Below are 19,118 nucleotides of genomic sequence, written 5' to 3'. Positions count from 1 at the left end.
AGCTTTGGTAACCAAAATATGACTATCCTCCAGATCCTGAATCAGTATTGGAACCATGCAAACTTTCGTCCGCTACAGGAAGATATTATTAATTCAGTTTTATCCGGAAACGATACGCTGGCTTTACTGCCCACGGGAGGAGGGAAATCAGTGTGCTTTCAGGTTCCTGCACTTGCAAAGCCTGGAATATGCATTGTGGTCTCTCCACTGATTGCTTTAATGAAAGATCAGGTAGAAAATCTGCAGAATAAAGATATTAAAGCAGTGGCCATTTTTTCGGGTATGGGAAAGCGGGAAATAGATATTTTGCTGGATAACTGTATATACGGGCCTGTAAAGTTCCTCTATCTTTCGCCCGAAAGATTATTGTCAGATTTAGTGCGTGAGCGTATTAAATACATGAATGTAAATTTAATTGCGATAGATGAGGCTCATTGTATTTCACAATGGGGGTACGATTTTCGTCCGCCGTATTTACATCTCGCCGACCTGAGAGAATTGCATCCAAACGTTCCGGTTTTAGCCTTAACAGCAACAGCCACCGGAAGAGTGGTAAAAGATATTCAGGAGAAACTCGCCTTTAAGCAAGAGAATGTTTACCGGAAAAGTTTTGAAAGAAAGAACTTAAGCTATGTGGTAGCTAAAGAAGAGAATAAATTTAAAAAACTTCTGGCGGTTGCAAGAAAAGTTGGAGGTAGTGGAATTGTGTACGTGCGAAACCGGCGAGAAACGCAGGAAGTAGCCAGGTTGCTGAATCAAAATGGAATCAGCAGTGACTTTTACCATGCCGGACTGGAGGGGAATCTTCGAAGCGAAAAACAGGATAACTGGAAAAAGAACAAGATAAGGATTATCGTTGCTACCAATGCTTTCGGAATGGGTATTGATAAACCAGATGTTCGGTTTGTAGTTCATCTGGATATTCCTGAAAGTCTTGAAGCCTATTACCAGGAGGCCGGAAGGGCAGGCCGTGATGAGAAAAAGGCTTTTGCTGTTTTGTTGTATAATAATGCGGATAAGATTCAGCTGGAGCAAAAACTGGAACGCAGCTTTCCGTCTGTTGAAGAAATCCAGTTAATATATCATAATCTGGGCAACTATTTTCAGCTGGCTTATGAAGCGGGAGAAGGTTTGACGTTTGAATTTGATATCGCTGATTTTTGTTCACGCTTTAAGCTGGATGCCATTAAAACAATCAGTGCCTTAAAGTTTCTGGAGCGGGACGAGTACATCACGCTTACAGAAAGTGTATATCTTCCTTCCCGTATCCGTATTACGGCATCTCCGGAAGATCTGTATCGCTTTCAGATAGAGAATGCAGAGTATGATTCCTTTATTAAAACCTTGCTTCGTTCTTACGGAGGTATTTACGAGCAGTATGTGATGATAAGAGAATCGGATGTTGCTAAACGGACAGGCCTTACAAAGCAACAGGTTGTTGAAACTATAAAGAAGCTGGAAGCCAAGCAGTTGATAAGTTACCTGGAACAAACCGACCAGCCTCAGCTGCAGTTTATAAAGCCTCGTTTAAGTAAGCAGTACTTATATATTGATGCCGGTTACATTCGTGAACGGAAAAAAATCCTTCAGCGGCAGATAGAAGCGGTAATTACTTATGCAGAAAAGGAGCAATGCAGAAGTATTCAATTGCTTTCTTATTTTGATGAGGTTCAAAGTGGTAAATGCGGTGTGTGTGATGTCTGCATCAATGAAAAAAGAAAAGAGAAGCAAAAGTACATCATTGAACATATAACGGTTGAAATAGCTGAAGCACTTGCAAAGGAAAAGCTTGGTTTAGACGATCTTGTTGAGCGGTTAGTTTCAGGAAATAAAAAGGAACGGATTGAAGTGATACGAAACTTACTGGATGCCGGAAAAATTAAGACAGACGGAATTCATTATTATTTGTAACTTATGTTATAAAATATTTCAGGAAGAGTGTAACCTTGAAATCAAAAAGGCAGTCATACTGATATATTCAGATAAAAAAAACTTATCAAACCTACCTTGTAATCAGGAAAAATTAATATCACGATGAAAACAACCACAAAACTTTTAGCCTTTATCACAATTCCTTCAATCCTTTTTAGTACTGCAGCTTGTCATCGTATGGGCTGTATAAATGGCTCAGGGCATCAGGTTAGCCAAAACCGCACCGTTGAACCCTTTACTTCTATAGAAACAGGCGGATCTGTTAAACTGATTCTTAAGCAGGATTCCTCTCAACAACTAAAAATTGTTGCCGATGATAATATCCAGGAACATATCAGGACTACAGTAAGCGGAGATAGGCTTTCTATTGATATGGATGGCAATTTTTGTAACAGCGGTTCCATTACAGTATATGCAACTGCTAAAAACTTTACGGGTGTGGAAGCTTCGGGAAGCGTGGAACTGATAAATGAAGACACGTTAAATGTTCAGGATTTTCATCTTGGATTAAGCGGAGCGAGCAAAGTAAATTTGAACATCAATGCAGCAAATTTTAAAACAGATGCCAGTGGTTCGGCAGAAATACATCTTAAGGGGCAGGCAAGAAGCCACGAAGTATCGTTAAGCGGATCCGGAGAAGTGGATGCTTTCGATTTTGTTGTTGGAAATTATAAGATTCAAACTTCGGGATCAAGCAGGTGCCGTATTAATGTACTGAACCAGTTAGATGTGGAGACAAGTGGCGCCAGTGAAATTGAATATCGTGGAAATCCTAAAACAGTTAACAACAGTCAGTCTGGTTCTTCTTCAATCAAAAAAGTGCAATAAATTCTTACTGAAGCGTATAGGCAGAACGCATTCTATTATTTATTTAATAATTTAGCGCTATGGACTTTAAAAAAGCGCTGCTGATAGCCCTGATAACAGGGCTATTTTATTCCTGTAAAGAAAAGAAGGAAAACATTCCCACAGTTGGTTTTGTGGATGCTTTTGAAGATGCAACCATAGCACAGGCCCGGGTAGGATTTACTGACGCCTTAAAAGAAAGCGGATTTAGCGAGGAGAAAAATACCCTTAATTTTGAATACAGGAATGCGCAGGGAGATATACCGACATTAACTCAGATAGTCAATTATTTTATATCTGAAAAGGTTGATCTGCTTGCAACAAGTACTACCCTGTCAACCATTACCGCTGTACAGAAAACGAAAGATATTCCTATTTTCATGATGGTTTCACCAACTCCTGAGAGAATGAATATATTAAATTCAGCAGGTAAAGCTCCACAAAATTTATATGGTGTATCGGAAGAGTTGGAATACATTGATACCTCCTTTACTTTGATTCCCAAACTTCTTAAACCTAAAGGTAGTAAATTAGTTATCGGTATGATTTATAATCAATCCGAACCGCAATCTGCAGATGCAATGGCCCGCATTAAAGCACTGGCTGAAAAACTGGACGTGACAGTAGAAGCATTGCCCTTAAATACTTCTGCAGATGCACAACTTGTTACCCGTACACTGTTGAATAAAAATATTGACGCTTTTTTTGCCAATCCGGATAATACCGTATTTGCATCATTCGAAACCATTTTAAAAAACTGCAATGAAAACAATATTCCCATCTTTACCAGCGAGGCGGGTTTGGTTAAGCGGGGCGCAGTGGCTGCTTTTGGCGCAGATATTTATCAATGGGGACATCAGGCGGGTGTGCAAGCAGCAAAATACCTGAAAACAAAGAACGTTAAAGATTTAAATTGGGAAATGGTTAAAATTCGTAAGCGGGTTTATAATCCTGAAGCAGCAAAAAAATATCACATTCAGGTTCCTGCTAATTTTACAGCGGTACACTAATGGATTTTTTTTTAACAGCACTTTTACAGGGCCTTTGCTTTTCATCCATTGCTATGGGAATTTATATCTCCATGAAGATATTTAATATTCCCGATATAACAACAGACGGAAGTTATACACTGGGTGGTGCTGTTACCGCTCTTTTGCTTCAAAAGCATGTACCGGTAGGTTTAATTCTTCCTGCGTCGGCAATTGCCGGTGGGCTTGCAGGAGCTATTACCGGAATAATTCATACCAAACTTCGCATAAATGCTTTACTTGCCGGCATATTGGTCATGACGGCCCTTTATTCTGTTAACCTTACTATCATGGGGCGTTCAAATATTCCCCTCCTGGAATACGATCAGCTTTTCAACACTCTCATTTTATTCGTCGATATAAATAGTAATACACTGATAATTCTGTTGCTATTTGTAGCAATCCTGCTTATTCTCATTGCCTTTATACTCAGAACTGATTTTGGCCTCGCCATGCGGGCAACAGGTAACAGCGAAACAATGATTCGGGCTTTGGGCGTTAATACAGACCGGATGAAGATTACCGGACTTGCAATAGCAAATGGATTGACCGCGGTGAGCGGATTTCTGATAACGCAACTGCAGGGATTTGCAGATATTAATATGGGCATAGGAATTGTAATTGTAGGTTTAGGTTCAGTTATAATTGCCGAAACATTTATAAACTGGCTTAACAGTACGCGGGTTCTTGTTCATCTTGGTTTTGTACTACTGGGTGCCGTATTTTTTCAGTTGGTGCTTGCATTAACACTTAGTTTAGGAGTTGATGCCACCTTGCTGAAACTGGTAATATCAGTTTTTGTATTACTTATTGTAAGTTTACCCCGTCTCTCCTTTAAACGATCCTGATGATTTCTATTTCAAATCTTAGTAAAGTTTACAATAAAGGCAAAGCCAACCAGGTTGTTGCATTAAAAAATATCAACCTCCAAATTGACGCTGAAGAGTTTGCTGTTATAGTCGGATCGAATGGTTCAGGAAAATCTACTTTGCTCAACAGTATTGCAGGAAGCATTTCTCCAACTTCCGGAGATATTTTTATCAGCAATACCAATGTAACTAAAAGAGCAGACTATGAAAGAAGCAAATGGATTTCGCGGGTATTTCAGAATCCATTAAGCGGAACAGCACCCGATCTCAGTATTCTTGACAATTTCCGGCTTGCAGCTTTGCGCACTGTATCAAAGAAATTGCGCATAGGTACGTCTGAAAGTTTTAAAAAAGAAGTTCAGGATAAGATAGCTTCTTTAAATATGAATCTTGAAAATAAGATATATCAGCCCATGGGAAGCTTGTCCGGAGGCCAGCGGCAGGCACTTACATTACTGATGAGTGTGATGGATGCCGGCCAGATTCTGCTGCTTGATGAACCGACAGCGGCACTTGATCCGCGTTCTGCAGCTACAGTAATGGAAACAGCAAACAGGCTGATCAAAGAATATAAACTTACTGCTATTTTAATAACTCATAATATGAAAGAGGCATTTACTTACGGAAACCGCCTTTTACAGATGGCTGAAGGGGAGATAGTGCAAGATTTGAAGGCCGAACAAAAAAAGAGCATTCTTCAAACAGATATTTTTAACTGGTTTTCCTGATTTTGTTTTTTGTTATCGTTAGTTAAAAGTTTATTACTATTCTTTTTATTCAATTTTTTTTAAGAATATCTTTACTTTTGCTGCTCCGCCTTAAAAGCTCTTAAATATTAACTAACTAACTAACTAACAACAAAACACTAGTAATCAATGGCCCGATTAAACCTCTTAGAAGAAACCAGATTCGAAAAGCTTCCGGTAATTGTTTATCCCGATCAGCAGACTGCATCCAAAGAAGTTGCACAGCGAATTGCTAACCTCATCTTAAAAAAGCAGGAAAAAGGTGAAAAAGCAGTATTGGGGCTTGCAACAGGAGTAACTCCCATCGGAGTTTACAAAGAATTAGTTCGTTTGCACCAGGAAGAAGGATTAAGCTTTAAAAATGTTGTCACATTTAATCTGGATGAGTATTATCCGATGAAGCCAACAGCTGAACAAAGCTATGTGACCTTCATGAAAGAAAACTTGTTCGACCATATCGATATTGATATGAAAAATGTTCACATTCCCGATGGAACTTTGCGGCAGGAAGAGATCGCTTCTTATTGCCTGGAGTACGAACGTAAGATCAGTTCTTTTGGCGGCCTGGATCTTCAGATACTTGGAATTGGTAGAACAGGGCACATTGGGTTTAATGAGCCGGGTTCTGCGCCAAATTCAGGTACACGCCTGGTAACACTGGATGATTTAACCCGTCGCGATGCTTCAAGAGATTTCGGAGGTAAGGCTAACGTGCCTACAAAGGCTATAACAATGGGTATTGGAACCATTTTTAAAGCCCGTGAAATCATTTTAATGGCTTGGAATAAAAAGAAGGCTCCTATTGTTAAAAAAGCGATAGAAGGCGAGATATCATCCGATGTTCCGGCTACATTTTTGCAACTGTGTGATAAAGTTGAATTTATACTTGATCAGGATGCAGCTTCTGATTTAACCCGCTTTGACACGCCGTGGTTAGTAAAAGATTGTATCTGGGATGAGCCGATGATTAAAAAGGCTGTGATATGGCTTGCAAAAACATTAAACAAACCTATATTGAAACTTACCGAGGAAGATTATAATAACCACGGTATGGCGCAGCTTGCCACAGAGAAAGGGCCTGTTTATAATATCAATATCCATATCTTTAATAAAGTTCAGCATACTATTACCGGCTGGCCGGGCGGTAAACCCAATGCAGACGATACTCAAAGGCCGGAGAGGGCTCTCCCAACCAAGAAAAGATCTATTGTTTTTTCTCCGCACCCCGATGATGATGTAATCTCGATGGGTGGGACCTTTATTCGCCTGGCAGATCACGGACATGATGTCCATGTGGCTTATCAAACTTCCGGAAATACCGCCGTTTGGGATGATGATGCACTTCGCTTTGTAGAATTTGCAATAGACTTCAGCAAATCACAAAATCAGGATACCAGTAAAATGGAATCTTTGTACGAAAATATGCGTGCTTTCCTCGAAGGAAAACGGCCTAATCAGGCAGACACAAAAGAAATTCAAACAGTAAAGGGATTAGTAAGAAAAGGGGAAGCGATTGCCGGAGCCCGTTTTGCTGGTTTGGATGATGATCATATTCATTTTCAGGACCTTCCTTTTTACGACCGTTTAAAAACACGTAAAAAAGTTTCGTTTGAGGACGATATTGTGCAAACAATGGAACTTTTAAATCAGGTAAAACCGCACCAGGTATTTGCTGCCGGCGATTTTGCTGATCCGCATGGTACGCATAAAGTATGTTTTGATATTATTCTTAATGCCTTGCTGCGTTTAAAGAAAACCGAAGAATGGGTAAAAGATTGCTGGTTATGGCTGTATCGTGGAGCATGGCATGAGTTTGAAATCCATGAAATTGAAATGGCTGTACCCCTTTCTCCGCAAGAAGTTGAAAGAAAACGCTTTGCCATATTTAAACACCAGTCTCAGAAAGATCGTCCGGTTTTTCCCGGCGATGATGCCAGAGAATTCTGGGTTAGGGCAGAAGAACGTACACGTGAAACAGCAAAAGCCTACGATAAATTAGGTCTGGCAGAATACGAAGCTATGGAAGCTTTCGTAAGGTGGCGATTCTAAATAATTAAATACATTTCACCTCGTTTTATATCAGTCTGCAGATGTCTTCTGCAGGCTGATGTTTTATTTACCTCCAGCATTCACCATGTTTCTGAAGATAATGAGTGCATAATGCCTTCTGTCTTTATTATTTAGCACAATGGTATTGTATTTAATATCTATAACCTCAATCGAAGTGCTTTTTTCTTCAAGAAAAATATTAATGTTATGAGACAGGTCAACAATACTTGATTCAGAAAATCCTTCTGTTTTATTTGGTTATTCATATGTTTTATTGCTTTTCCTTATACTATAGATTAGTAACTCTTAAATTTTGCTTTGCGCTTTACATTTTAATTTCTGAGAATTGAATTGTTTGCTCTTTTTTCCTTATAAGAAAAAAAAATGCACACAATTTCTCATTTCCTTTGTTGTTATTTCACTAATGTTTCTGCCATGAAATACCGAAGAACAACTAAATCTGTTACTATATCAGAAAATTTACTTTGGAGGATAGCTCAACTGCTCATTATTGTGGCTTTATCCTTAATTGTACATTTTTTAAAGCAAACACTTACCTACTAATTTAAACCGGAAAAGGTTTTAATACTATCAGCTTTTCTGTATTTTGGGCAAATAAAATTGCTTTAAAATAAAATGGAAAATCAATCAGCTGACCAATCCTTTTCAAAAACCGGACTTACACTTCCACCTGCACCTACTCCGCTGGGAGTTTACAAACCTTATCTTGTTGACGGGAAATATCTGTATGTATCCGGACATGGTCCGGTAAGAGAGGATAAATCATTAATAATCGGCCGTGTTGGAAAAGAGTTAGATATGGAAGAAGGTAAACTTGCTGCCAGACAGGTAGGGCTAACTATTTTATCTACTATTAAAAGCAATCTGGGTAGCTTAAATAAAGTAAAGCGTGTGATTAAAGTTTTAGGAATGGTTAATTGCACGCCCGAATTTGAAAAACATCCTTATGTGATTAACGGCTGCAGTGAACTTTTTGCGGCAGTTTGGGGAGAAGAAAATGGAGTAGGAGTTAGAAGTGCAGTGGGTTTCGGTTCGCTGCCGGATAATATACCGGTAGAAATAGAAGCTTTATTCGAACTCTATTGATCAACTTGCTCTGATACTTATGAATAACTCCTGGTTTGAAATTAAGAATATTGCTGACTTTGATTCGCCTGCTCTTGTAGTTTTTAAAGATCGTGTAAAGGAAAATATCCGGTTGCTTATAACTATGATTGATGATGTTTCCCGATTGCGCCCCCACGTAAAAACACATAAATCTAAAGAAGTTGCTGAATTGTTAATTGAAGCAGGTATAGGAAAATTCAAATGCGCAACCATTGCCGAAGCAGAGATGCTGGCACTGGCAGGAGCAAAGGATGTATTATTGGCATATCAGCCTGTTGGTCCTAAATTGACCCGTTTTATTTCTTTAATAAAGCATTATCCTAACACTAAGTTTTCATGTCTGGTTGATAATCAAATTTCAGCTTCGCAAATTTCAGCCTCTGCTTTAGCTGCTAAGCTCGAAATTTCTGTATACATAGATATAAATGCCGGAATGGACAGAACCGGCATAGAACCGGGAGAAGAAGCTGTCAGGGTATTTAAGTTTGCAGCTTTAGAGGCTGGAATTAAGCCTGAAGGACTTCATGTTTACGATGGGAATATTCATGATCCATCATTAAAAACCAGGGAAGAACAGAGTAACAAGAGCTTTGAATTAGTACAAAAAGTAAGAGATTGCATTGTAAAAGAAGGTTTGCCAAAACCTGTTATTATTGCTGGAGGGACTCCTACTTTTCCTGTACATGCTAAACGTGATCAGGTAGAATGCAGCCCTGGTACCTTTATTTATTGGGACAAAGGATATCAGGATGCGTTTCAGGAGCAGGCCTTTCTTCCTGCAGCTTTGATTATTACAAGAGTGATATCACTCCCAGGGTCAAATAAAATATGTCTGGATCTTGGCCATAAGTCAATTGCTGCCGAAAGAAATTTAAAAGAACGTGTATTTTTTCTAAACGCCGCTGATCTGACTGTAGTAGGCCAGAGCGAAGAACATTTAGTTCTTGAAAGTCAGGGAGAGCATAATTTTCAGGTGGGAGATGTTTTATACGCTTTGCCTTACCATATTTGCCCAACTGTTGCATTATACGAAAAGGCCTATATTGTTGAAAATCATGAGATAATAACAGAATGGAAGGTGATTGCGAGAGACCGGGCTGTAACTATTTAATTTAACTAACCAATAATGTTCATAATAGACGCACATCTTGACCTTAGTATGAATGCCCTGGAATGGAACAGGGATCTGCGCAAACCCGTAGCCGAAATAAATTTACGTGAGCAGGGGTTATCGGATAAGCCTGATAGAGGAAAAGCTACAGTTTCATTACCTGAATTGAGAAAAGGAAATATAGGGCTGGTTGTCGCAACACAGATCGCCCGATATGTAGCACCCAATAATCCGCTTCCAGGCTGGCATTCACCACAACAGGCATGGGCACAAACGCAAGGCCAGCTGGCTTGGTATAAAGCCATGGAAGAGGAGGGAGAAATGGTGCAAATTGCCGATTTGGAGGGCTTAGAAAAGCATATCGACTTGTGGAGTGATGCTACCTCAAATGAAAAAAAACCTGTCGGATACATTCTGAGTCTCGAAGGTGCAGATTCATTTATTACCGTGCAACATTTAGAAAGAGCTTATAATTATGGGTTGCGGGCAGTTGGGCCAGCACACTACGGTCCGGGCCGATATGCACAGGGAACTGACGCAACAGGATTTATGGGAACCAGAGGAAAGGAATTGCTCAAAGAGATGGAGCGTCTTAATATAATATTGGATGCTACACATTTATGCGATGATAGTTTTTGGGAAGCAATGGATAATTTTCATGGAAATGTTTGGGCAAGCCATAATAACGTACGTGCTATTGTAAATCATAACCGTCAGTATAGCGATGAGCAAATCAGGGAATTAATAAGCAGGGGAGCTGTAATTGGTGGTGCTTTGGACGCCTGGATGATGGTTCCTGATTGGGTACGGGGAGAGTCTGATCCTAAAACTATGAATTGTAACCTTGATAAGATAATAGATCATTTAGATCATATCTGTCAGCTTGCCGGTAACACCCTGCATGTCGGGATAGGTTCTGACCTGGATGGTGCATTTGGAAGAGAACAATGCCCTTATGATTTAGAAACTATCACTGATCTTCAAAAAATCCCTGGTTTATTAACAAACAGAGGATATAATCAGGAAGATATCAGCAATATAATGCATAACAACTGGTTAAGATTTTTGAGAAAGGCATGGAAATAACAGCACTGTTTCTGTAAATCTTAAAAATTCCCTTCAACTATTCTTCAACTATTATAAATCCTGATATATGAGTTTAATAATTATTTTATTGAGTATCATTCTGCTGGTACTTTTAGCAACCTGGGGAAAGATTAATCCTTTTCTTGCTTTTTTAATAGTTTCCATTGTTGCAGGTTTGTGCCTTGGTATACCTTTAAATCAGGTTGTTGCTTCCGTTGAAAAGGGAATGGGCGATACGCTTGGCTCGCTTGTTATTGTGATTTGTTTGGGTGCCATGCTGGGTAAACTGGTAGCAAACAGCGGCGCTGCCCAGAAAATTGCGATGGTTCTGGTAAATGCGGTGGGTGAGAAGTATATTCAATGGGCATTGATGGTAACAGGTTTTATCATTGGATTACCCCTGTTTTACGGGATTGGATTTGTGCTGATGGTACCGCTCATATTTTCAATAGTATATAAATATAAGCTTCCAGCAGTGTATATAGGATTGCCCATGCTGGCGGCTTTGTCTGTAACACATGGTTATCTTCCTCCTCATCCTTCGCCCGTAGCTTTGGTAGTTCAGTTTAATGCAAGCATGGGACTTACTTTGCTATACGGAATGGCCATTGCAATACCCGCCATTATAATAGCAGGCCCTTTGTTTTCAAAAGCGCTTAAAGGTATAAATTGCGAACCATTGAAAATATTTCAGCCCGATAATTTACCTGAAGATAGGTTGCCTGGAACTGCAAATAGCTTTTTAACTGCACTTTTTCCTGTAATTCTTTTAATGGGAACTACGGTTGCAGCCTTCTTTATATCGCCTGACACATCTCTTGCCGGCATGATTTCTTTCGTTGGTAATCCCAGTTTTGTAATGATCCTTGCACTTGCGCTAGCCACCTTTTCCTTGGGGACGAAACAGGGAAAAAAGATGACTGAAATTATGGTGGTTTATGGGGAAGCAGTAAAAGATGTAGCAATGATTCTTTTGATCATTGCAGGAGCGGGAGCTTTTAAGCAAGTACTTACAGACAGTGGAATGAGTGCGCAGATAGGTGAAAAGCTTCAGCATCTGGATCTTCATCCGTTAGTGTTAGGGTGGACCATTGCTGCCATTGTAAGGGTGTGTATTGGATCTGCAACAGTTGCCGGTTTAACAACGGCAGGAGTAATAGCTCCATTAATAGTCCAGTCGCACGTTGATCCTAATTTGATGGTTTTGGCAGTAGGTGCCGGCAGTTTGGCCTTTTCTCATGTGAATGATTCTGGTTTTTGGCTATTTAAAGAGTACTTCAATCTCAGCATAAAAGATACGATAAAGTCTTGGTCAATAATGGAGTCAATTGTTTCTGTAGTAGGGTTAATAGGTGTTCTGATCTTCGATTTTTTGTTAAAATAAGAAGAATCAGAACAAGTAATTTTATGGTGTGGGAATTTTTCCCCAAAAAGGGAAATAACTTGTACTTTTCTTTTTAAGAAAATGACGAGTTTTTGTTTTTAATATTGGATTTTCTGATCGTAGCAAGCTGTGTAGGCATTTATAGCAGGTTTTAACTTGTTTAAAAAGGGAATAGGACTAAGTGCGCTTATGGCATAAATATTGGAAAGTATAAAATGTTGTTAAAGATTTTTTTCTTAAACAAGAACGAACAATATTAACCATAAGTCATTATGAACTTTAACCTCAGGAAAAAAATTGAAACTCTTGCGTCTGATAACAATATTGCTTTTTATGAATTAGCCGAATTAATTGGATTAGAAGAGTTGGGATTAGTATATTATTTAGAGAAGTGGGAAGAGATGCCAATCTCGTATCTGGCTAAGCTAAGCCAGATCCTTAATTTTAACTTCTTTTCATTATTTCAATTTTGTCCAAACAGAGGGGTGATTATAATGATTTCTCCTGAAGATCAGCAGTTTCAGGTTCAGAAGAAGATGCAGAAAACAAATGCAGGGATTTTAGATTCTTTTGTCAATCAGTTGGAAGTTGACACAAAAAATGAGAATGTAGAGTAAGTATTATACTATACAAGGTTATATTGAATTCTAATTAAGTATTATCCGTTTATCATTTATCGAAACAATTTTTTTACTGAAAAGAATTTTATTTGATATGATATTAGTTAGAAAATTATTACTTTTAGATGCTGGTTTAATTAACAGCTTTTTAATCTTCAAACCTCTTGATTCAAACGTATCAAGGGGTTTTTATTTACGTTTAATATCCTACCCAAACATAATTTTAAATTTCGTTGTTAGTACTGGTATCAAACCTGTTCCAGTCTATGAAAAGATTTACTATTAAATATCCTATTAACGGAGAGGAAACTGAGTTGTATGCCGAGCCGATGGACATGAATCACAGAATGTATTCATTGGAAAGGGATCTAATGGATCCTCACCCTCTTTTAATTGAAAGAAAAGAGGAAGGGGGATGGAAGGTTAAATCGCAGGATAACTGGTCATTAAGTGAGGAGGAAATTTCAAAACTTGGCGATACGCTTGAAAGAGAATATCCAAACCGGCCACCTCAATAAACTCCTATTTAATAGAAATCATAGCATTTTCTTCCGGAATAAGGATTGTAATCAGAGTCGCTATTGGGAAAAGTTGTTTCATATCCCATACTTAGTTCAGTTGTACCACCGGTATTTGAGTAGTTTATTTTTGATACAGTGGCGTCGTGGCTAATGCCTAATCGTAATTTGTTAAATCGGGAGGGAGAGAAAATATCGAAAATAAGAGAAACTACAAAGGCATCACCGGTTGTCCGGTTTTTTCTATACCATAAACCTGCATTTAATATTTGGTGTTTGAATTGAATACCTGCACTGTAAGAATTTATTTGAGCTTGATTATATACAACCACCGAGGGAATAAGAAATGTACCATCGTATTCATGTGATTCATATTTGTTTAATGAAAACCTGTAACTTGCATGTACAATAGACCGAACGGGAACTTTTACATTGCTTCCCGTAAAAGATTCATCTGGCTTATTTAAATGAAGCATTGACGCTCCGATCATTGCGTTTTTAATAACAAAATTTACTCCCGCTCCGGCATCAAAATAATATACATTGTTATTTAACTGGCTTGCTTCACTTGGCACCTCAGTATAGCCGGTACTTGGATCTATCTGGTCTGAGAAAATCAACTTACTAAAATCTATTCTTGAATTAGTAAATCCCCCCTGAATTCCCAGTGAGGCATTAAAATCACCGCCACCAACAGTATATGAATAAATAGCAGCTAAATTATTTTTCTGAAGATAAGCAGTCCCTTCATTTGATCTGTTGAATAAGAGTCCGGCCCCACCGCCGTTATTTGGAATCTGATAATCTATTGATGCTGACAGATACCTCAATACGCCTGGAACCGAAGCCCACTGATTCCGATAGATAATATTAAATCTGAGATCTCCTTTGAACTGTCCGTTAAGGGCGGGGTTCAAGTATAAAGGAGAGTTGAAAAATTGTGAGTAAATATGGTCCTGTGCATTTCCGGCTATTGAATACAAAAGAGTTATAAAAAGAAAAACAGCTCTGATAATCCTCCCCATCTATCTGATTAAATTTATCGTTCCAACATGTTTTGGAGCAGAGTTCTTGTACGAGATCCCGGGCCAGGTACTGCCATCCTTCATCTTTGCTTTTATCTCCCAAAAGTAAACTCCCTGCGGAACGGGCTTTCCGTTCATAGTTCCGTCCCAGCCTTGTATAGGTGATCCCTGTGAATCAAGTTCGGTCGTTTCCCAAACAGTTTCTCCCCATTTATTAAAAATCCGCATTCTCCACTCAGCTATACCTCCTCCTTTGGCTTTAAAGATTCTTAAATCTGTAACTGGACTGTTTGGTAAAAAGGCATTAGGTACGTATAGGGATGTAGTGTTTAATGTATCTATAGAACCTATGAATTTTAGTGTTTTCTCTATTTCTTTAAAACAACCAGTACTTGAGGAAACTGATAGTCTGACCTTATAAGTACCCGGCACCTGATATATATGTGACGGGCTTTCTTCTGTACTCCCTGAGGTGTGATCTCCAAAATTCCAAATATATTTTAAATGTGCTTGGTCGCCTATGCTTAGGTTTTTAAAATGAAATTCATTAGAGGGGCTATATAGAATAGAGTCTGGCTCTATTTCAAAATTAACTATTGGTGCTTCACCAACTCGTATATAGTCCTTCATTTCTACTGTTTTTGAGCATCCGCTTGGATAATTAGCTGTTAGTCGAATTGTATATGGAGTAGTGCTAACTTTATAAATATGTGGAGGAGGAACCTTACAAGTGCAGCTTGTTCCATCACCAAAATCCCATAATAAATTAGATGCTCCTTCGGCCTCTGCCTTAAAATTGACGCTTAGTGAACCACATCCCTGGGTATTATCAGCAATAATTTTTAAATTGGGATAAGTAGCAGGAATTTTTACATTAAGTATAATCGGATCTGGAATAGGAGTTGGTGGATTGGTAACACATGGAGCTGTTGTTAATCTCAATTTGACATTATAAGTTGTATCAGCTCCATTTGTTGGAGAAGGAAAGGTTATAGGTGGAGGATCAGATAAGGTAGATTCTAATCCGTTTCCAAAATCCCAATTAAATTTAAATTCTGATTTTCCAGGAGTTGTATTTTCAAAAGTTATTTGCACACCTTCATCTGTACAAACTTTTTCTTTTATTTTAAACGTAACGTCGGGTACAATTGTTCTGAATGTGTGGGAGAACTCAGACGGAGGGCAATTAGGAGTTTTGCTAGTTACCACTAATTTAATAATCATAGAATCATTAGGATCAACTACAGTTCTTGGAAAATTAATTCCTTTGGATTGTCTTACTTTATTGGTACTTGTAAATGTCCAGGTATATGTATCATTATCCGGAGCTGTTTCTACTACTATATCTTCCGGAAGAATGATCAGTTGCCTGCATTGAAAATCTTTTCGCCATGAAAATTTTGCTATAGGTGCTTGAATGTTTATAGTTAGTTCGTCAGTTACTTGATCACACGGAAATTCTTCATTTGTAAACACTGTTAGCCTGATTCTTACCGGACCAACTTCGTCTGGACTTGGTTTATAAGTTGCTTTTAATGGATTAGATGTATCAACTATTAGATTGCCACTTCCTCCTGCCCATTCTGCTTTTTTAAATTGCCCATTAGCAACAGTGCCTTCCAATTGAAAAGGCGCGCCCTTACATCCTGTTTGATCGAGGCCTGCATTAACATTTATTCCTTTAGTAAATGTTATTTGTTTTTCTATTGATTCAGCTTCTCCACAATTATTGTTATATTTTATTTTTACTGTATAAATTGAATTTTCTTTGAAAATGATAGTGGGATACATTGAATGACTATTTGTATTGTTTACAAACTCAAAAGAGCCACCACTAATTTCCCAACTATAATTACCTGAGGAATCGTATGTTCCTGTATATATTGTTTGTAAGGGATTATCATTTTCTGAATTAAAATTTAAAGTCACATTGGTGCCACAGAAATCTTTTTTCGTCCATTCTGCAACTATTGTCGGTTTTTCATTTACAATGATTTCTGTTTCTTTTATTGATGAACATCCTTCTGGAACCTGTATTTGTTGTCTAATTACATAAATTCCACCTTCTGTGAATTTAAATATTGGTTCTTTACTATCAGGTTTCGTATTATTTTCAAAACTAACTCCATTGCCCGGACTAACAGACCAAGTATAGATGTAATTGTCTGCTGTATTCAAAGCTTTGTTTACAGTTGGTACAATATCGGTAACACAGTTTTTCATACTAATGCTGAAATCAGCTTTAGGCGGTTCAACAATTGTGATTGTTCCGGTAGATGGGGGAGGAGGGTCACAAGCGGTAGTACTTGTAAGCAATAATCGTATTTTATAAATCCCGGGTGAATCAAAGGTAATTTTAGGGTTAGTACTCGCAGGAAGATCTTTCAATTCTGGTGAGATTCTTCCATTTATTTCCCAACTGTAAGTTGCTAAGTTTTTACATCCTTGTATATCGGTTCGGGGAGATTGAGCTTCTGATAAATTTATAAATGAAATGGGTGTTCCGACACAACCTAAATCTGGACCGGAAAATTCATTTTTGGGAGAATTTAAAACTAATGCAGATGTAATAATTTTTTCATTTGCTTCTCCACAAAAAGGACTTATAGCTAAAATTCGTATTCCGTAAACATTGGGTGTTCCTAAAATGCCCACCAAATTACAGGATGATTTTTTATATTCATGCCATATTTTCCCATTTTCTTTTTTTAATTGAGCAGCTGTTATTTGGAGAGGAGGTCCATCGTTCCAATCTATATAATAAATAGTTCCTGGAAAGTTGGATGAAAGATCATTATAGTTGATAGTATACTCTCTTGTTACCGGAATACAAACATCCGCATTGGATACTGCCTTAAAAGGGATGGTGATGGAATTATTTAATAGAAAAAAGCCTTTAGTCCCAATTATTCCATTTAATTCAGCGGTTACCAAAACAGTGTAATGAGCTAATTCTGCCTGTATTTGTTCGTATGAGGAAGAAAAGGTCCAATCTGGAATTTGTGTATCAGGCTTTGCTTCATTTTTAATTGAGGCTTTAACACTTGCTCCAGGGGTTGAGTTATTTGTGAATTTATAAGTGAAATTTTCTCCCGTACATTTTCCAAAAGCTTTTGGCATATTAGAAAATTTAATTTCGTTGGCAGAATTAATATCTGCTATTACACCTTTATTTGTTGAAATTGTAAAGTATTCCGATGGAGGACTTTCGTAAGCTTCCGTCCCATTATTTCTAAAAAGATTTGCTTTTACAATTACGCGGTATTTATCTCCTGCTACTAAATCTCTATCGCCTGTACCTGCAAATTTTATGGGAATTATACCATTTATAAAAGTAGTATAGAATAATTTCAAATCTGTTATTTCACCTATATTTTGAGCTTTGGAAGAGTTGAAATTGCCATTTTCGTCAGAAAGCCATAGTTGAAGTTTGTTTTCTGCATGAATATCTCCATTTGGATCAGAGATTGTTATTGGGACGGCAATAGTAGAACCTATACCATATGCCTTTCCATTTCCTGGATTAATTTTACCAATGGTAATAGAGGACACCTGCCCAAAAGCTTTAGAAAAGATCCCTATGTATAATATAGTGATAAGAAGCTTTCTTAAATTCTTTAACATGAACTTTTGTTTTTCTTAAGCAATCTCTTCTAACTTAAGTAAGTTAACTTTTGTACGCCACTTATTGCTTAAGGGTTACTTGCCCATGTAAATATAGAAAAAAAGCTATACTGAGAAAATAATTTCACACATTTATCGCACTTTGAAAAAGGATTTTATTACCCGGCCAGTTCATCGATGTAATTCGAGAGTCGAGGAAGATAGATAATGTTTTTTTGGTTGTTTAGCTCCAAGGTCCAAAAAGTTCCGGCTAATTTGAAAATCCTGAAAAGTTGGTTGGATTCATGCAGTAGAAAGAACTCTATCCACTGTCCTAAAGTCATTCTGCCCAAAACGGCGTGGGTAGCTACACGTGAAGAATATCCTTCAGGCAGTTCTTCCAATAGCTGAAGTAATTCGCTTCGCATTCTGTATAATTCATGCAGTAAAGAACCAGTTGTTTTGGCGCATGTGAATCTAAATTCTAAATCCTCATCTGGTTTGTAAACCTCAAAGAAAGGGTTTATTTCATTTTGCATTCTTTGCAGCCGGGAAAGAAAGATATGGTGGTATCTGGTGAGATAGGCTATGGTTTCATGAATAGAAAATTTATCGGTATTTAAACGATTGTATATCGCTTCCGGCGGAAGATCATCAATATACGTTTTAATGGTTTTATGTTGATTACAAAACCTTTCGTAGTTATATTCAGGCAGCTTCATAAGAAAGATGATTAGTTCCTATTATCAGAACCAATCATTTTCTATGTTTGTTTTTTAAATTGATTTATTCTTTGCGGCATCAATCATCCCTAAAAGCATAAATTTTGCGGTAGCCGGATTGGTAGCTAGCGGGACATCGTGTACATCACAAATCCTGAGCAGCATTTGTACATCAGGCTCATGAGGGTGTTTTCCCAACGGGTCCCTGAAAAAAATTATTGCACTGATCTTTCCCTCTGCAGCTAATGCGGCTATCTGCGCATCGCCGCCTTGAGGGCCACTCAATTTGCGGGTAACTGATAAACCGGTTTGCTGTATATACGTCCCTGTTGTTCCGGTTGCTATCAATTTAATATCTTTTAATATTTCGTAATGATCTTTTACAAATGCGACCATATCGGCCTTCCGGCCATCGTGAGCTATCAAAGCAATTGATTTTACCGACATTCTG

The 19,118-nt window shown here is 38.1% G+C and carries 16 protein-coding genes and 1 pseudogene; 12 read left to right on the top strand and 5 right to left on the bottom strand.

The features are described from left to right. Window positions 1-18: 18 nt before the first annotated feature. The 6 genes from ACLCDL_RS00170 to nagB all read left to right on the top strand — a co-directional run bounded on the left by ACLCDL_RS00170 (window position 19) and on the right by nagB (window position 7,470). Complete coding sequence (locus ACLCDL_RS00170; RefSeq protein WP_423145951.1) at window positions 19-1,911, top strand: RecQ family ATP-dependent DNA helicase; 1,893 nt, start codon at window positions 19-21, stop codon at window positions 1,909-1,911. Between the two features lie 123 nt (window positions 1,912-2,034). After that, window positions 2,035-2,760, top strand: coding sequence for a head GIN domain-containing protein (locus ACLCDL_RS00165; protein WP_423145950.1), 726 nt, complete (start codon window positions 2,035-2,037; stop codon window positions 2,758-2,760). A 59-nt stretch (window positions 2,761-2,819) separates the two neighbouring features. Continuing rightward, window positions 2,820-3,788 (top strand): ABC transporter substrate-binding protein, encoded by a 969-nt coding sequence (locus ACLCDL_RS00160; RefSeq protein WP_423145949.1) that lies wholly within the window; start codon window positions 2,820-2,822, stop codon window positions 3,786-3,788. Next, on the top strand, window positions 3,788-4,654 hold the full coding sequence (locus ACLCDL_RS00155) for an ABC transporter permease (RefSeq protein WP_423145948.1): 867 nt from the start codon (window positions 3,788-3,790) through the stop codon (window positions 4,652-4,654). Before ACLCDL_RS00160 ends, ACLCDL_RS00155 begins: the two co-directional genes overlap by 1 nt. Further along, window positions 4,654-5,403 (top strand): ABC transporter ATP-binding protein, encoded by a 750-nt coding sequence (locus ACLCDL_RS00150; RefSeq protein WP_423145947.1) that lies wholly within the window; start codon window positions 4,654-4,656, stop codon window positions 5,401-5,403. The genes ACLCDL_RS00155 and ACLCDL_RS00150 overlap by 1 nt, the downstream gene beginning before the upstream one ends. A 147-nt stretch (window positions 5,404-5,550) precedes the next feature. Further along, window positions 5,551-7,470, top strand: coding sequence for a glucosamine-6-phosphate deaminase (nagB, locus tag ACLCDL_RS00145; RefSeq protein WP_423145946.1), 1,920 nt, complete (start codon window positions 5,551-5,553; stop codon window positions 7,468-7,470). A gap of 63 nt (window positions 7,471-7,533) precedes the next feature. Here nagB and ACLCDL_RS00140 read toward each other — a convergent pair. Further along, a pseudogene (locus ACLCDL_RS00140) lies at window positions 7,534-7,698 on the bottom strand (hypothetical protein); the annotation flags it as partial. Window positions 7,699-8,106: 408 nt separating this feature from the next. Here ACLCDL_RS00140 and ACLCDL_RS00135 point away from each other — a divergent pair. From ACLCDL_RS00135 to ACLCDL_RS00110, 6 genes are all read left to right on the top strand, one after another. Further along, a complete protein-coding gene (locus tag ACLCDL_RS00135; protein ID WP_423145945.1) occupies window positions 8,107-8,577 on the top strand; it encodes a RidA family protein in 471 nt (156 codons plus the stop codon). A gap of 19 nt (window positions 8,578-8,596) precedes the next feature. Then, window positions 8,597-9,709, top strand: coding sequence for a D-TA family PLP-dependent enzyme (locus tag ACLCDL_RS00130; protein WP_423145944.1), 1,113 nt, complete (start codon window positions 8,597-8,599; stop codon window positions 9,707-9,709). A gap of 15 nt (window positions 9,710-9,724) precedes the next feature. After that, complete coding sequence (locus ACLCDL_RS00125) at window positions 9,725-10,795, top strand: dipeptidase (protein ID WP_423145943.1); 1,071 nt, start codon at window positions 9,725-9,727, stop codon at window positions 10,793-10,795. Window positions 10,796-10,862: 67 nt separating this feature from the next. Beyond that, window positions 10,863-12,179: a gluconate:H+ symporter gene (locus ACLCDL_RS00120; protein ID WP_423145942.1), complete on the top strand. Its 1,317-nt coding sequence runs from the start codon at window positions 10,863-10,865 to the stop codon at window positions 12,177-12,179. 272 nt (window positions 12,180-12,451) lie between these two features. Continuing rightward, window positions 12,452-12,796, top strand: a complete 345-nt coding sequence (locus ACLCDL_RS00115; RefSeq protein ID WP_423145941.1) for a hypothetical protein — start codon at window positions 12,452-12,454, stop codon at window positions 12,794-12,796. A 269-nt stretch (window positions 12,797-13,065) separates the two neighbouring features. Further along, entirely contained in the window at window positions 13,066-13,317 is a 252-nt protein-coding gene (locus ACLCDL_RS00110; protein WP_423145940.1) for a hypothetical protein, read from the top strand. Between the two features lie 8 nt (window positions 13,318-13,325). On the opposite strand, the gene ACLCDL_RS00105 is transcribed toward ACLCDL_RS00110, so the two are convergent. The 4 genes from ACLCDL_RS00105 to ACLCDL_RS00090 form a co-directional block, all read right to left on the bottom strand. Next, complete coding sequence (locus ACLCDL_RS00105) at window positions 13,326-14,342, bottom strand: PorP/SprF family type IX secretion system membrane protein (RefSeq protein ID WP_423145939.1); 1,017 nt, start codon at window positions 14,340-14,342, stop codon at window positions 13,326-13,328. Then, window positions 14,343-17,966 (bottom strand): PKD domain-containing protein, encoded by a 3,624-nt coding sequence (locus tag ACLCDL_RS00100; protein ID WP_423145938.1) that lies wholly within the window; start codon window positions 17,964-17,966, stop codon window positions 14,343-14,345. It lies immediately after the preceding gene. Between the two features lie 158 nt (window positions 17,967-18,124). Then, window positions 18,125-18,667 (bottom strand): DinB family protein, encoded by a 543-nt coding sequence (locus tag ACLCDL_RS00095; protein ID WP_423145937.1) that lies wholly within the window; start codon window positions 18,665-18,667, stop codon window positions 18,125-18,127. A gap of 54 nt (window positions 18,668-18,721) precedes the next feature. Further along, window positions 18,722-19,114, bottom strand: coding sequence for a methylglyoxal synthase (locus ACLCDL_RS00090; protein ID WP_423145936.1), 393 nt, complete (start codon window positions 19,112-19,114; stop codon window positions 18,722-18,724). Between the last annotated feature and the right edge of the window lie 4 nt (window positions 19,115-19,118).

It is taken from the genome of Rubrilithobacter danxiaensis (assembly GCF_047272945.1).
Taxonomy (GTDB): domain Bacteria; phylum Bacteroidota; class Bacteroidia; order Sphingobacteriales; family Sphingobacteriaceae; genus Rubrolithibacter; species Rubrolithibacter danxiaensis.
Note: the sequence above shows the minus strand (reverse complement) of the source record. Positions and strands in the feature narration are given on the sequence as shown.